The 13,078-nt window shown below is 59.2% G+C and carries 14 protein-coding genes and 1 pseudogene; 9 read left to right on the forward strand and 6 right to left on the reverse strand.

Translation table 11 applies throughout. The features are described from left to right. The 4 genes from JFT81_RS04595 (at nt 1) to JFT81_RS04610 (ending at nt 4,943) form a co-directional block, all read left to right on the forward strand. Nucleotides 1-1,059 carry an alpha-ketoacid dehydrogenase subunit beta gene (locus JFT81_RS04595; RefSeq protein WP_201226296.1) on the forward strand — a complete coding sequence of 353 codons (1,059 nt, stop codon included), beginning with the start codon at nt 1-3 and terminating at the stop codon, nt 1,057-1,059. Further along, entirely contained in the window at nt 1,060-2,331 is a 1,272-nt protein-coding gene (locus JFT81_RS04600; RefSeq protein ID WP_201226297.1) for a dihydrolipoamide acetyltransferase family protein, read from the forward strand. It abuts the gene before it with no gap. A 4-nt stretch (nt 2,332-2,335) separates the two neighbouring features. Further along, nucleotides 2,336-3,709: a dihydrolipoyl dehydrogenase gene (gene lpdA, locus JFT81_RS04605; protein WP_201226298.1), complete on the forward strand. Its 1,374-nt coding sequence runs from the start codon at nt 2,336-2,338 to the stop codon at nt 3,707-3,709. A gap of 214 nt (nt 3,710-3,923) precedes the next feature. Beyond that, nucleotides 3,924-4,943: a branched-chain amino acid aminotransferase gene (locus tag JFT81_RS04610; protein WP_053121443.1), complete on the forward strand. Its 1,020-nt coding sequence runs from the start codon at nt 3,924-3,926 to the stop codon at nt 4,941-4,943. Nucleotides 4,944-5,094: 151 nt separating this feature from the next. On the opposite strand, the gene JFT81_RS04615 is transcribed toward JFT81_RS04610, so the two are convergent. The 3 genes from JFT81_RS04615 to JFT81_RS04625 all read right to left on the reverse strand — a co-directional run bounded on the left by JFT81_RS04615 (nt 5,095) and on the right by JFT81_RS04625 (nt 8,030). Continuing rightward, nucleotides 5,095-5,919, reverse strand: coding sequence for a TIGR03915 family putative DNA repair protein (locus tag JFT81_RS04615; RefSeq protein ID WP_201204453.1), 825 nt, complete (start codon nt 5,917-5,919; stop codon nt 5,095-5,097). Continuing rightward, nucleotides 5,916-7,136, reverse strand: coding sequence for a putative DNA modification/repair radical SAM protein (locus tag JFT81_RS04620; RefSeq protein ID WP_201204455.1), 1,221 nt, complete (start codon nt 7,134-7,136; stop codon nt 5,916-5,918). The genes JFT81_RS04615 and JFT81_RS04620 overlap by 4 nt, the downstream gene beginning before the upstream one ends. A 132-nt stretch (nt 7,137-7,268) precedes the next feature. Beyond that, nucleotides 7,269-8,030, reverse strand: coding sequence for a metalloregulator ArsR/SmtB family transcription factor (locus JFT81_RS04625; protein WP_201226299.1), 762 nt, complete (start codon nt 8,028-8,030; stop codon nt 7,269-7,271). A 78-nt stretch (nt 8,031-8,108) separates the two neighbouring features. On the opposite strand from JFT81_RS04625, the gene JFT81_RS04630 reads away from it, so the two are divergent. The 4 genes and pseudogenes from JFT81_RS04630 to JFT81_RS04640 all read left to right on the forward strand — a co-directional run bounded on the left by JFT81_RS04630 (nt 8,109) and on the right by JFT81_RS04640 (nt 10,393). Further along, nucleotides 8,109-9,212 (forward strand): cytochrome P450, encoded by a 1,104-nt coding sequence (locus JFT81_RS04630; protein WP_201226300.1) that lies wholly within the window; start codon nt 8,109-8,111, stop codon nt 9,210-9,212. Between the two features lie 419 nt (nt 9,213-9,631). Beyond that, a complete protein-coding gene (locus JFT81_RS29520; protein ID WP_277952757.1) occupies nt 9,632-9,766 on the forward strand; it encodes a hypothetical protein in 135 nt (44 codons plus the stop codon). Nucleotides 9,767-9,802: 36 nt separating this feature from the next. Beyond that, nucleotides 9,803-10,078: a type II toxin-antitoxin system RelE/ParE family toxin gene (locus JFT81_RS04635; protein WP_201226669.1), complete on the forward strand. Its 276-nt coding sequence runs from the start codon at nt 9,803-9,805 to the stop codon at nt 10,076-10,078. A gap of 3 nt (nt 10,079-10,081) precedes the next feature. Continuing rightward, a pseudogene (locus JFT81_RS04640) lies at nt 10,082-10,393 on the forward strand (XRE family transcriptional regulator). A gap of 143 nt (nt 10,394-10,536) precedes the next feature. On the opposite strand, the gene JFT81_RS04645 reads toward JFT81_RS04640, so the two are convergent. Then, complete coding sequence (locus tag JFT81_RS04645) at nt 10,537-10,875, reverse strand: FKBP-type peptidyl-prolyl cis-trans isomerase (RefSeq protein WP_201226301.1); 339 nt, start codon at nt 10,873-10,875, stop codon at nt 10,537-10,539. Between the two features lie 163 nt (nt 10,876-11,038). Here JFT81_RS04645 and JFT81_RS04650 point away from each other — a divergent pair, with 163 nt between their 5' ends. Continuing rightward, complete coding sequence (locus JFT81_RS04650; RefSeq protein WP_201226302.1) at nt 11,039-12,115, forward strand: sensor domain-containing diguanylate cyclase; 1,077 nt, start codon at nt 11,039-11,041, stop codon at nt 12,113-12,115. A 2-nt stretch (nt 12,116-12,117) separates the two neighbouring features. On the opposite strand, the gene JFT81_RS04655 is transcribed toward JFT81_RS04650, so the two are convergent. Beyond that, nucleotides 12,118-12,582 carry a hypothetical protein gene (locus JFT81_RS04655; protein ID WP_201226303.1) on the reverse strand — a complete coding sequence of 155 codons (465 nt, stop codon included), beginning with the start codon at nt 12,580-12,582 and terminating at the stop codon, nt 12,118-12,120. Nucleotides 12,583-12,681: 99 nt separating this feature from the next. After that, nucleotides 12,682-12,987 carry an RcnB family protein gene (locus JFT81_RS04660; protein WP_201226304.1) on the reverse strand — a complete coding sequence of 102 codons (306 nt, stop codon included), beginning with the start codon at nt 12,985-12,987 and terminating at the stop codon, nt 12,682-12,684. Nucleotides 12,988-13,078: the final 91 nt, after the last annotated feature.

Here is a 13,078-nt window from a genome sequence, read left to right on the forward strand (position 1 = left end):
ATGAACGATCACAACAACAATATTCAGTTGGAAACCGCCATGACCACGACCACCATGACCATGATCCAGGCCCTGCGCTCGGCCATGGATGTGATGCTTGAGCGTGATGACAATGTCGTGGTGTTCGGTCAGGACGTCGGCTATTTCGGCGGCGTGTTCCGTTGCACCGAAGGCCTGCAGACCAAATACGGCGCCTCGCGAGTGTTCGACGCGCCGATCTCCGAGAGCGGCATCGTCGGCGTTGCCGTCGGCATGGGCGCCTACGGTTTGCGTCCGGTCGCCGAAATTCAGTTCGCCGACTACGTTTACCCCGCTTCCGACCAGATCATTTCCGAAGCCGCGCGCCTGCGTTATCGCTCGGCCGGCGAGTTCACCGCTCCGATGACCCTGCGCATGCCTTGCGGCGGCGGCATCTACGGCGGCCAGACGCACAGCCAGAGCATCGAGGCGATGTTCACTCAGGTCTGCGGTTTGCGCACCGTGATGCCATCCAACCCTTATGACGCCAAAGGCCTGCTGATCGCCTCCATCGAAAACGATGACCCGGTGATATTCCTTGAGCCAAAGCGCCTGTACAACGGCCCGTTCGACGGCCACCACGACCGCCCGGTAACCCCGTGGTCGAAACACCCGGCCGCGCAAGTCCCGGACGGTTACTACACCGTACCGCTGGACGTTGCCGCGATTACCCGTCCGGGCAAAGACGTGACCGTGCTGACCTACGGCACCACCGTTTACGTCTCGCAAGTCGCTGCTGAAGAGTCCGGCGTCGACGCCGAAGTCATCGACCTGCGCAGCCTGTGGCCGCTGGACCTCGAAACCATCGTCAAATCGGTGAAGAAAACCGGTCGTTGCGTGGTGGTTCACGAGGCCACCCGCACCTGCGGTTTCGGTGCCGAACTGGTGTCGCTGGTGCAAGAGCATTGCTTCCATCACCTGGAAGCGCCAATCGAACGCGTCACCGGTTGGGACACCCCCTACCCGCACGCGCAAGAGTGGGCGTATTTCCCAGGGCCGTCCCGAGTGGGCGCGGCGTTGAAACGGGTTATGGAGGTCTGAATGGGCACGCACGTTATCAAGATGCCGGACATCGGCGAAGGCATCGCAGAAGTAGAATTGTCGCAGTGGCACGTCAAGGTCGGCGATCTGGTGGTTGAAGATCAGGTGCTGGCGGACGTGATGACCGACAAGGCGATGGTCGATATTCCATCGCCGGTACACGGCAAGGTCATTGCGTTAGGTGGTCAGCCGGGTGAAGTGATGGCGGTCGGCAGTGTGCTGATCAGCATTGAAGTCGAGGGGGCTGGCAACCTTAAAGAGTCCGCCGCTCCCGCTCCTGTAAAAGAAGCACCGGCGGCGCCGAAAGTTGAAACCGTAGTGGAAAGCCAACCTGCTCCAGCCGCCCCGCGTCCGGCTGCGGTTTGCCAAGGCCCGATGGTTGCTCGTGAAGCGGATGAACGCCCGCTCGCCTCCCCGGCCGTGCGCAAGCATGCGCTGGATCTGGGCATTCAATTGCGTCTGGTGCGCGGTTCCGGCCCGGCCGGTCGTGTGCTGCACGAAGACCTTGAAGCCTATCTGGTGCAAGGTCAGTCAAACGCTTCGGCGCCGGTTGCTGCCGCTTATGCCCAGCGTAACGACGAAGAACAGATTCAAGTCATTGGCATGCGCCGCAAGATCGCCCAGCGCATGCAGGACGCCACTCAGCGAGCCGCACACTTCAGTTATGTCGAAGAAATCGACGTCACCGCGATTGAAGAACTGCGCGCACATCTGAATGAAAAACACGGTGCCAGCCGTGGCAAGTTGACCTTGCTGCCGTTCCTCGTCCGCGCCCTGGTCGTCGCCCTGCGCGACTTCCCGCAGATGAACGCCCGCTACGACGACGAAGCCCAGGTCATTACCCGCCTCGGCGCGGTGCATGTCGGCGTCGCCACGCAAAGCGATGTCGGTCTGATGGTGCCGGTGGTGCGTCATGCCGAAGCTCGGAGCCTGTGGGACAGCGCGGCGGAGATCTCGCGTTTGGCCAACGCCGCACGTAATGGCAAGGCCAGCCGTGATGAGTTGTCCGGCTCGACCATCACCCTGACCAGCCTCGGTGCGCTGGGCGGCATCGTCAGCACGCCAGTGTTGAATCTGCCGGAAGTGGCAATCGTCGGCGTCAACAAAATCGTTGAACGACCGATGGTTGTGAAAGGCCAGGTGGTGATTCGCAAGATGATGAACCTCTCCAGCTCTTTCGATCACCGCGTGGTCGACGGCATGGACGCGGCGCTCTTCATCCAGGCCATTCGCGGCTTGATCGAACAACCCGCAACGCTGTTTGTGGAGTGATGCAATGCAGACTTTGAACACCACGCTGCTGATTATTGGCGGCGGCCCTGGCGGTTATGTCACTGCGATTCGCGCCGGGCAACTGGGCATTTCGACGATTCTGGTCGAAGGCCAATCGCTGGGCGGCACTTGCCTGAACATCGGCTGCATCCCTTCGAAAGCACTGATTCATGTGGCTGAGCAGTTTCACCAGACCCAGCATCACCATCAGCATTCGGCGCTGGGCATCAGCGTTTCGGCGCCGACGCTCGACATCACTAAAAGCGTCGAGTGGAAGGACGGCATCGTTGATCGCCTGACCACTGGCGTTGCGGCACTGCTGAAGAAAAACAAGGTTCAGGTCATCAATGGCTGGGCCAAAGTCATCGACGGCAAAACCGTAGACGTCGGCGACACCCGCATCCAGTGCGAGCATCTGGTGCTGGCCACCGGTTCGACCAGCGTCAATCTGCCGATCCTGCCGATTGGCGGGCCGATCATCTCCTCCACCGAAGCACTGACGCCAAAGTCAGTGCCGAAACGTTTGGTCGTGGTTGGCGGTGGTTATATAGGTCTGGAATTGGGCATCGCTTATCGCAAGCTCGGCGCCGAGGTCAGCGTGGTCGAGGCGCAGGATCGCATCCTGCCGGCCTACGACGCCGAACTGACGCAGCCGGTGCATGACGCGCTGAAGCAACTGGGCGTGAAGCTCTATTTGAAACACAGCGTGCTGGGTTTCGACGGCACGTTGCAGGTGCGCGACCCTGAAGGCGAAACGCTGAACCTGGAAACCGATCAGGTGCTGGTGGCCGTCGGTCGCAAACCGAATACCAAAGGCTGGAACCTTGAAGCGCTGAATCTGGACATGAACGGTTCAGCGATCAAGATCGACAGCCGCTGCCAGACCAGCATGCGCAACGTCTACGCCATTGGCGATTTGAGCGGCGAGCCGATGTTGGCCCACCGCGCCATGGCGCAGGGCGAAATGGTTGCCGAATTGATCAGTGGCAAGACCCGCGAATTCCACCCGACTGCCATCGCCGCGGTGTGCTTTACCGACCCGGAACTGGTGGTGGTTGGCAAAACGCCGGACGAGGCCAAGGCTGCGGGCCTGGACTGCATCGTGTCGAGCTTCCCGTTCGCCGCCAATGGCCGGGCGATGACGCTGGAGTCGAAAAGCGGCTTCGTACGCGTAGTCGCTCGTCGGGATAATCATGTGATTGTCGGCTGGCAGGCTGTGGGTGTCGGGGTGTCGGAGTTGTCGACAGCCTTTGCGCAAAGCCTGGAAATGGGCGCGCGGCTGGAAGACATCGGCGGCACCATTCACGCGCATCCAACCCTGGGTGAGGCGGTGCAGGAAGCGGCGCTGCGTGCTTTGGGGCATGCGTTGCACCTGTAGGCCCCTTCGCGGGCAGGCTCGCTCCCACATTTGGAATGCATTTCCCTGTGGAAGCGAGCCTGCTCGCGAATTGCTGAGGTCAACACGAACTATCTGTCTGTCATCCGATAGTCCGGGCTGCGAAACCGCTCAAGAATGAAGTATTGTTGTGCCCATCCAAAAAACGTCAGAAGCCTTGAACCGTTTCGACAGTTGTTCAGTGATAGAGGGTGTCATGGGTAACGAAAGCATCAATTGGGACAAGCTGGGTTTTGACTACATCAAGACCGACAAACGCTATCTGTCGTACTTTCGCGATGGCGAGTGGGACAAAGGCACCCTGACCGAAGACAACGTGCTGCACATCAGCGAAGGCTCGACTGCCCTTCACTATGGCCAGCAGTGCTTCGAAGGCATGAAGGCCTATCGTTGCAAGGACGGCTCGATCAACCTGTTCCGTCCGGATCAGAACGCCCTGCGTATGCAACGCAGCTGCGCGCGTCTGCTGATGCCAACGGTCGACACCGAGCAGTTCATCGAAGCCTGTAAAGAAGTGGTTCGTGCCAACGAGCGCTTCATTCCTCCGTACGGCACCGGCGGCGCGCTGTACCTGCGTCCGTTCGTGATCGGCGTAGGTGACAACATCGGCGTGCGCACCGCACCCGAGTTCATCTTCTCGATCTTCTGCATCCCGGTCGGCGCCTACTTCAAGGGCGGCCTGACCCCGCACAACTTCCAGATCTCCAGCTACGACCGCGCTGCCCCACAAGGCACCGGCGCAGCCAAGGTCGGTGGCAACTACGCAGCCAGCCTGATGCCGGGCTCGAAAGCCAAGAAAGCCAACTTCGCCGACGCGATCTACCTGGATCCGATGACCCACACCAAAATCGAAGAAGTCGGTTCGGCCAACTTCTTCGGGATCACCCACGACAACAAGTTCATCACCCCGAATTCGCCTTCCGTTCTGCCAGGCATCACCCGCCTGTCATTGATCGAACTGGCGAAATCGCGTCTGGGCCTGGAAGTGGTCGAAGGCGACGTGCTGATCGACAAACTGTCGGACTTCAAAGAAGCCGGCGCTTGCGGTACCGCTGCGGTGATCACCCCGATCGGCGGGATCAGCTACAACGATCACCTGCATGTGTTCCACAGTGAGACTGAAGTGGGTCCAGTGACTCAGAAGCTTTATAAAGAGCTGACGGGCGTACAGACCGGCGACATCGAAGCGCCAGCGGGCTGGATCGTCAAGGTTTGATTTGACGGCTGCTGATGCACGAAAGCCCCCCACCGAGTGATCGGTGGGGGGCTTTTTTGTTGTGAAGATGAAGATCAAAAGATCGCAGCCTTCGGCAGCTCCTACAGGAGATCGATGTAGGAGCTGCCGAAGGCTGCGATCTTTTGATCTTTTATTTCAACGCAATACGTTTACCCGAACGACTGGCAATCCCGCTCGCCTGGCCATCCTGCTGTTTGCCCATTCGTGCCTGGGTGATCAATCCGGGAATCAACTCACCCTCCGGCAGATTTTTCCAGAACCGCACCGGTAGATGCCCCTGCATGACCTTCTCGTTCAACCGCGCCGGGTTGAAGATGTGGCTGTAATAGGTCAGCCACAATTCGCCATGCGGATCGTCGACGTTCTGCGCCAGTTGTTGCCATTCCCGCGGACATTGACGCTGATGGATCAGTTGCTCGCCATCGTAATAAACCCCGTCACGCGGCGTGGCGATCAGCCAGCGGTGCTGGCCCATGCGCCCGACAAAATGCTCGCTGGCGCTGTGCAGAATGTCGTGGGCCGGTTCGTGCCACGCCACATATTGCGGGCCGACACTGGATTTGGGACGCTCGATGAATCGGACAAAGGCATGCAGGTGATGAGCTTCTCGGCGCACTTGCTTGATTCGCCGCTGCAACTCGCTACCGAGTTTGTCACCGGCCATCATTGCCGTGCGATCACCGTGGCTGACGCGCCACAGCACTTCGTACAACAGACTCCAGCGTTGATCACCCCGATATTGCGCGGCTTGTTCCAGGGTATCGAGCAGCACGCGCGGGATCTTCGCCATAAACGGCCCCTGCCCTTCAGGTACCGGATCATCATTATTGGCAAACAGATCTCCCACGCCTTCCGACGCCCAACTCACCAGACTCGGGTCGACTTCATGGCTGAGCAGCCAACGCGCCTGCTGTCGCCAGGTGTCGAACAAATCGTCGCAATCGAGATTGATCATCCCCACAACCCCATCTGTTGCGGCATCGGCCGGTCGCGCAGTTGCTGATAAAGCATATGGCTGGTGACCTCAGCCTGCTGCGGGTGGTAGTCGCTGGTGATGATGAAGGGTTTGGCCTTGGCCAATACGCAGCGCATGCGCGCGACATCTTCGTAGCGGATCCGTCGTTGCCGACGCAGCTCGACCAGACGTTCAGTGGTACGTAGCCCGATGCCGGGGATGCGCGCGATCAACGAGGCTTCGGCGCGGTTGAGATCCAGCGGAAACACTTCGCGATTCTGCAGCGCCCACGCCAGCTTCGGGTCGATATCCAACGCCAGATTGCCCGGCCCCTTGAGCAACTCGTCGGCGCTGTAACCGTAACTGCGCAAGAGGAAATCGGCTTGGTACAAACGGTGCTCGCGCATCAGCGGCGGCGCGGCCAGAGGCACGCTTTTCGGGCTGTCGGGGATCGGGCTGAACGCCGAATAGTAAACGCGCCGCAAGCGATAGTTGCCGTACAGCGACTGGGCACTGTGCAAAATCGTGCTGTCGTCGGTGTCATCGGCGCCGACGATCATTTGCGTACTCTGGCCGGCGGGCGCGAACTTCGCCGAACGGGGTTCGTTGAGTACTGTTTGTACGCCGGTGTAGATGGTGCTCATTGCTTGCTTGATCGAACCGATGTCCTTCTCCGGCGCCAGGGTTTGCAGGCTAGCATCGGTGGGCAGTTCGATGTTCACGCTCAGGCGATCGGCGTAACGCCCGGCCTCTTCGATCAGCGCCGGGTCGGCCTCGGGAATGGTCTTGAGATGGATGTAGCCGCGAAACTCGTGCTCTTCGCGCAGTAACCTGGCCACCCGCACCAGTTGTTCCATGGTGTAGTCCGCCGAACGGATGATGCCGGAACTGAGGAACAGCCCGCTGACGCAGTTGCGCCGGTAGAAATCCAGGGTCAGCGTGACGACCTCTTCGGGCGTGAAGCGTGCCCGCGGCACATCGCTGGAGCGGCGATTGACGCAGTATTGGCAATCGTAGAGGCAGAAGTTGGTCAGCAGGATTTTCAATAGCGAGACACAACGCCCGTCGGGCGTATAGCTGTGGCAAATGCCCATGCCATCGGTCGAGCCCAGACCGCTCTTGCCCTCGGAGCTGCGCTTGGGCGCACCGCTGCTCGCGCAGGAGGCGTCGTACTTGGCGGCGTCGGCGAGGATGCTGAGCTTGTCGATGATTTGCATGGCGCGGGCTCTTTACTGTTTGGATATACAGTATAGAGTCCTGAGCGTGGGCACAAGGTGAGGTATGACCCCTCGTCGGCTCGGAGCGAAGATCAAAAGATCGCAGCCTGCGGCAGCTCCTACATGGATTCTTTATCGGGTGTGCATACTTCCTGAGGGAGCCGTCGCAGGCTGCGATCTTTCGATCTGGCGGTTTTCAATTGGCAACGCCAGGCCAAACCGCACGTTGAGTTCCTTTCTGCCAAGCGCCGTCAACGCCAACGCCCGACTGTCCAGATCCTGCGTTACCCATTTGCGCTTCAACGCTGCCTGCAACAACGCCGCCCCCAGCGACCCACCGAGATGCGGCCGGCGCATGCTCCAGTCCAGGCATGGACAGGCAAATTTGCGCCGCAACGTACTCAATTCCTCTACCTCAATCCCCAGCGCCAAGAACAACGCGTCGCCACTGCCACTCAAGCGATACGCCTGCTCGTCGGTCTCCACCAGCCACCCCGCTTCGATCAAACGGTCATGCAGCAACACCGCCAGCGTCCCGGCCATGTGGTCGTAGCAGGTGCGAGCAAATTGCAGGCGATCCGGCGTGTGTGGCTTGAAGGTCGGTGCGGCGTTTTGACCAATCACCATCAACGCTTCCAGCGCCTGCGCCACGCGCTTGTCGGCGAGGCTGTAATAACGATGGCGGCCCTGCACATGCAGGCGCACCAGGCTCAGATCCTTGAGTTTGGCCAAGTGCGCGCTGGCGGTGGAGGCGCTGACTTCAGCGATGGTCGCCAACTCCGTGCTGGTGCGCGCGTGGCCGTCCATCAACGAGCAGAGGATTTTAGTGCGCGCCGGCTCCGCAATGGCAGCGGCCACCTGCGAGACGCCGATGTCTTGATGTTCTGCGTGCATATTTCGCTCCCGGACGAATCATCGCCGCTGTGGACTGAAGATACTCGCATCACTTTCCTCACGACAAGGCTGTGAACCATGGACCCGATCATCGCTGCGACACATGCCGATCCTTATCCTTATTACGCCGAATTGCGTGCACAGGGCGGGTTGACCTTTCATCATGGCTTGAAATTGTGGGTCGCCAGCAGTGCGCGCGCGGTGTGTGCGGTGTTGGCGCACGCCGATTGTCGGGTGCGTCCACTGCTGGAGCCAGTGCCCAAGGCGATTGCTTCGGGCACGGCCGGAGCAGTGTTCGCGCAGTTGATGAGGATGAACGATGGCGAGCCTCAGCGCTGCCCGCGTTCGGCGATTGAGCCCGAGCTGGCGCTGATCGATCTGACGGCAGTGAACACATTGGTGGCGGCGCGTCTGATCACGGTAGACGCCGATGGCTTATATAAAGCCATGTTTCGCGGGCCGGTGTGCGTGGTCGCGGCGCTGCTTGGCTTCAACCCGGCGCAGGCTCGGGTCGTCAGTGTATTGACCGCTGACTTCGTCGCATGCCTGTCGCCGTTGAGCAATGACCTGCAACGGCTGGCCGCGCATGCCGCCGCTGAGCAGTTGCGTGGATATTTCATTGAGTTGCTGGCGAAGACGGATAGCGCTTTGCTGGCGGCGATCAAGCAGCGATTTGAAGGCGATGCAGACACGATGATCGCTAACCTGATTGGCCTGTGTTCGCAGACCCACGAAGCTACCGCTGGTTTGATTGGCAACGCGTTGGTGGCGTTGCGGCGTCATCCTGAGTTGCTCGGTGCGTCGATGGATACGCTGATGGCCGAAGTGCAGCGCTTTGATCCGTCGGTGCAAAACACGCGGCGGTTTGTGGCTGCCGCTTGCGAGATCGACGGTGTGCGGGTCGAGGCCGGCGATGTGATTCTGGTACTGCTGGCCTCGGCCAATCGCGATCCGGCGCTTGATGAACAGCCAGACAGTTTTTTACTGGATCGGCCGAATCGGCGCAGTTTCAGTTTTGGCAGCGGGCGACATCAGTGTCCAGGTCAGGTGCTGGCGATGGAAATTGCCTGCGCGACTGTCAGGGAAATCCTCGATCACGGTGTGAATCTGGAGCGACTGGCCTGGCATTACCGGCCTTCGCTGAATGGGCGAATTCCACTGTTCAATATCGTCGGTGACTGATCGTCCGCCTTCGCGGGCAAGCCCGGCTCCTACAAAGGTTTCTTGCACACCCCGAGACACTGTAGGAGCAAAGCTTGCTCGCGAAAAGGCCCGGAAAAACAACGCATCATTTCGACATCATCCACCGGGCTACAGCGCCTTGCGCCTTTGCCTACAACTACGCCAGAATCCGCCGGCTTGTGCGGCTTGGGGGTCGCCGGTAACTTTGTTCGCATCACTGAATGTTAAGTGATCGGGTTTAGTCGCTCGGTGTACACAAGCTGCACGCAGTCCGTTATCTCAGGATTTTTTTGGCCTGTACTTAATGGTAACTGTGCGCAGGGCGCCTTCGGGCGCGCCGGTTTGCTTGTGGCCGGTCGACTAACCTGCGTACAGCTACCACCCTATCGTTTAGTCGCGATCAGGCCTCGGCCAGCATCATGCTCAGCGACTTCGCCGGCCTGCTCGAAACGCCCTACCGCAACACCCTGCTCGGCATTCAGCAAGTGGTGATGCTCGGCGAACTCGCCGTCAACCGCGCGCTCGACAACCTGGAGCCGCCGACCAGAAATTGAAGTGAGTTGATGAGGTGAGGGAGTGCGCTCAAAGATCTGCGTGCATTCCCGCTTGATGCCCGAAGGGCTGCGGGTTTTCAGTTGGATCTTTTGCAACAGGGTGAAGAACCTTTTGATTGGCGTCCCATGAAAACCATAGGCCGTGGCGTCAACGAAATCAGGATCACTGAGGATTCAGGAGCGTTTCGGGTGTTTTATGTGGTCAATCGGCCTGAAGCCATTTATGTGCTGCACGCCATGCACAAGACCACACGAAAAACTGAAACGCGAGATATCGAACTGGCTCGCGCCAGATACCAGGAAATAGGTTAGGCCATGAAGGATCATCAAGACCCATCCCTGCGTTTTACAAGCGTCTGGGATGCACTGGAAGACACGCCGCAGGACGCAGCCAATATGCGTCTGCGGGCCAAACTGATGCGTACGCTTTGCGAGACCATTCGCGCTTGGGAGCTTCCATAAAAGGAGGCAGCCAAGCGTCTGGGCATTACTCAGCCACGCCTCAATGATGTACTCAACGGGAAAATCGACAAGTTCTCGCTCGATGCCTTGGTCAATATTTCGGCAGCAGCAAAGTTGGAAGTAGACATCTGCTTTCCGTCCGGGCCACCGTTGCAGTGGGCCTGAGGACCACTCAGCCCGCCAAGGATTACTTCAACGCGTGCGTTGACGAAACTCCGAAAGGATAAAAGGTGTACCGGCTCCGGGTTAACCTTCGACATCCTCCAGCGCCACCAAAGGCTCACTGGAGGACTCGACAGCGCCTGCACTCAATCCTCCCGCGTCAAAACCTCCAGCAACTCAATCTCGAACAGCAGATTCGAATTCGGCGGAATCTTGCCCATCGTCCGCTCGCCATACCCCAAGTGCGCCGGCACCAGCAACTTACGCTTGCCGCCCACCTGCATGCCCATCAGCCCCTGATCCCAGCCCTTGATCACGCGGCCCGTGCCGATCACGCACTGAAAAGGTTTGCCACGGCTGTAGGACGAATCGAACTCGGTGCCGTCTTCCAGCCAGCCGGTATATTGCGTGGTGATCAGCGCGCCTTTGACTGCGGCCTTACCCTCGCCCACCTGAAGATCGATTACCTGCAGTTCATCATTCATGTCATTTCACTCTATTGTTCAGCAGGCCGCCGTTTTCCCAGAAATGGCGGTTATTGGCAACCAGTACACGAAGATCGCCCTGTATCCGAACCGAGTGACGAAGCATTAACATAGCCAACCGCCATTACTCCTCGGATAGATCCGCCATGCTGGCAGCACGCTAATGACTCAGCTCTGGATCGGTCTAGCCCTTGGGGTTGTCTTGCTGGCCGTGATTGGCGTGCTGAGCTGGCGCGAGCGCGATTTGCGCCGGCAACTCGCCGAATACCGTGACCTGCTGAGCCGCGCCGCTGAAGGCCGCAACATTCATCAGGACGGCGACGCCGAGCGCTTCAAGCGCAGCCAATACTTCGCGCGCATCGGCACCTGGGATTGGGAAGTCGACACCGATCGGCTGTATTGGTCGGACGCGATCTACGGCATGTTTGGGTTCAAGATCGGTGAAATCACCCCGTCCTACGCCCTCTTCTGCTCCTGCGTACACCCGGATGACCGCGTGCGGGTGCGCGACGGTGAACTGCGCTGCCTGAAAACCGGCGAAAACCACGACGAGGAATACCGCGTGGTCTGGCCTGACGGTACGATTCGCTGGCTGCGCGAGACCGGCAATGTGGTACGCAATGACCACGACACGGTCATCAAAATGATGGGCGTGGTGCGCGACATCACCGAAGAAAAAGCCTCGGCCAGTTACCTCCAGCACCTCGCCCACTTCGATCCATTGACCGGATTACCCAATCGTCTGGTATTGGAAGAACGCTTGTCCGAAGCACTGGATCAGGCCCGGCAGACCAACACGCGAGTGGCGCTGGTGTTCGTCGACCTGAACGGCTTCAAAAATATCAACGACCACTACGGCCATGCCGCCGGCGACCGCGCGCTGATCACCACCGCTACCCGCCTCAAACGCATCCTGCGCGCCACCGACACCGTCGCGCGGATTGGCGGTGACGAATTCGTGGTCATCCTGCAAGGCTTGGCACTGGGCATCGACTTGCAGGACGAAGCCCGCAGCATCTGTCAGAAGATTTTCATCGAGCTGTCGCCGCCGATCAGCATCGGCAACGACCAGCGCCATATCGGCAGCAGCCTTGGCGTCGCGGTGTTTCCCGACCACGCACCGACCATGGACCGCCTGCTGCACATTGCCGATCTGGCGATGTATGAGGCGAAACGCAGTGGCAACAATCAGTATCGGTTGGGCGGTGGGCAGGTTCTGAGTCACAGCCGAATGGAGTGAGGTCAGCCAGCTGTCTTGCCAAACACAACGCCGTTGAAGGTGTGAGTGCAGCACTGACAACTCGGCGTCATGTCCGCGGCTTTCAATTCGGGATTGACGATTTGCAGAAGGTTTTGCTCATCGACGTACAGGCCATTGAAGTAGCTCGACTCACCCAACCGGACGATGTCACTGCGCTCATCTTCCTGAATGGCAACCATCCAGAACAGCGGATCGGGACAATCGAGGCGCGACACCACTTCACTGAAAATCTGATCCCAACGACCACCCACCCGGGACAATAAGAAACGGAACAATGGCGTGTAATCCAGTCCGTATCGTTTGCCGGAATGCATCGAACCTCGCGATGCTTCGCGGCGGCTCTCGCTCTTGGTATTTCGTTGATCGCGGTAATGGGCGACCAACTCATTACGTCGCACACCCCAGGTGCGCGTGTTGACTTTGCGGTAAAGCGGCTTCTTGTCCAACCCATTGCTCCTGACATCCAGTCACTCGAGACGCCCACGGGTTTTACCCGAATGGCGCTCGATTGCAATCAACCGTCCATGGCTAATTATTGCCGGGGTTTAACGCGGGACTTGTTTCATCTCGACAATGGTGCCGTTGGTGATCATCACCATGACGTATTGGTCATTGATCTGCACCCACTGCGCCTGATCGACCGGTTTTTTCAGGCCTTTGGCTTTCCAGTCGAGGGCTTTTTCGCTGCGTTGATAAATATCCGGGGCGCGGTCATTGACCTTCAATTCGCGGTCGCTGACCGGGGATTGTACGGTTGGATCGCTTGAGGTTTGCGCCGCTTGAACAAGTGGGCTGATCCCGGCAATGCCGGCAACGAGGGCCAGGCTGGCGATTAGGGTTTTGCTGTTCATCGGTGAACCTCCATTGATGTGTGATACCTGAACTCCGACTGCGCGGCTCGGGAATCATTCCTTGTTTTTTTGTGCGGGTTGGCTGGGGGAT

Source organism: Pseudomonas sp. TH43 (genome assembly GCF_016650635.1).
GTDB lineage: Bacteria > Pseudomonadota > Gammaproteobacteria > Pseudomonadales > Pseudomonadaceae > Aquipseudomonas.

What these genes read in the sequence shown, in the direction of transcription:
- JFT81_RS04615 (WP_201204453.1), bottom strand. Translation starts at nt 5,919, where the DNA reads ATGATCAATCTCGATTGCGACGATTTGTTCGACACCTGGCGACAGCAG.
- JFT81_RS04595 (WP_201226296.1), top strand. Translation starts at nt 1, where the DNA reads ATGAACGATCACAACAACAATATTCAGTTGGAAACCGCCATGACCACG.
- JFT81_RS04620 (WP_201204455.1), bottom strand. Translation starts at nt 7,136, where the DNA reads ATGCAAATCATCGACAAGCTCAGCATCCTCGCCGACGCCGCCAAGTAC.
- JFT81_RS04610 (WP_053121443.1), top strand. Translation starts at nt 3,924, where the DNA reads ATGGGTAACGAAAGCATCAATTGGGACAAGCTGGGTTTTGACTACATC.
- JFT81_RS04600 (WP_201226297.1), top strand. Translation starts at nt 1,060, where the DNA reads ATGGGCACGCACGTTATCAAGATGCCGGACATCGGCGAAGGCATCGCA.
- JFT81_RS04625 (WP_201226299.1), bottom strand. Translation starts at nt 8,030, where the DNA reads ATGCACGCAGAACATCAAGACATCGGCGTCTCGCAGGTGGCCGCTGCC.
- JFT81_RS04645 (WP_201226301.1), bottom strand. Translation starts at nt 10,875, where the DNA reads ATGAATGATGAACTGCAGGTAATCGATCTTCAGGTGGGCGAGGGTAAG.
- JFT81_RS29520 (WP_277952757.1), top strand. Translation starts at nt 9,632, where the DNA reads ATGCTCAGCGACTTCGCCGGCCTGCTCGAAACGCCCTACCGCAACACC.
- JFT81_RS04630 (WP_201226300.1), top strand. Translation starts at nt 8,109, where the DNA reads ATGGACCCGATCATCGCTGCGACACATGCCGATCCTTATCCTTATTAC.
- JFT81_RS04660 (WP_201226304.1), bottom strand. Translation starts at nt 12,987, where the DNA reads ATGAACAGCAAAACCCTAATCGCCAGCCTGGCCCTCGTTGCCGGCATT.
- lpdA (WP_201226298.1), top strand. Translation starts at nt 2,336, where the DNA reads ATGCAGACTTTGAACACCACGCTGCTGATTATTGGCGGCGGCCCTGGC.
- JFT81_RS04650 (WP_201226302.1), top strand. Translation starts at nt 11,039, where the DNA reads ATGACTCAGCTCTGGATCGGTCTAGCCCTTGGGGTTGTCTTGCTGGCC.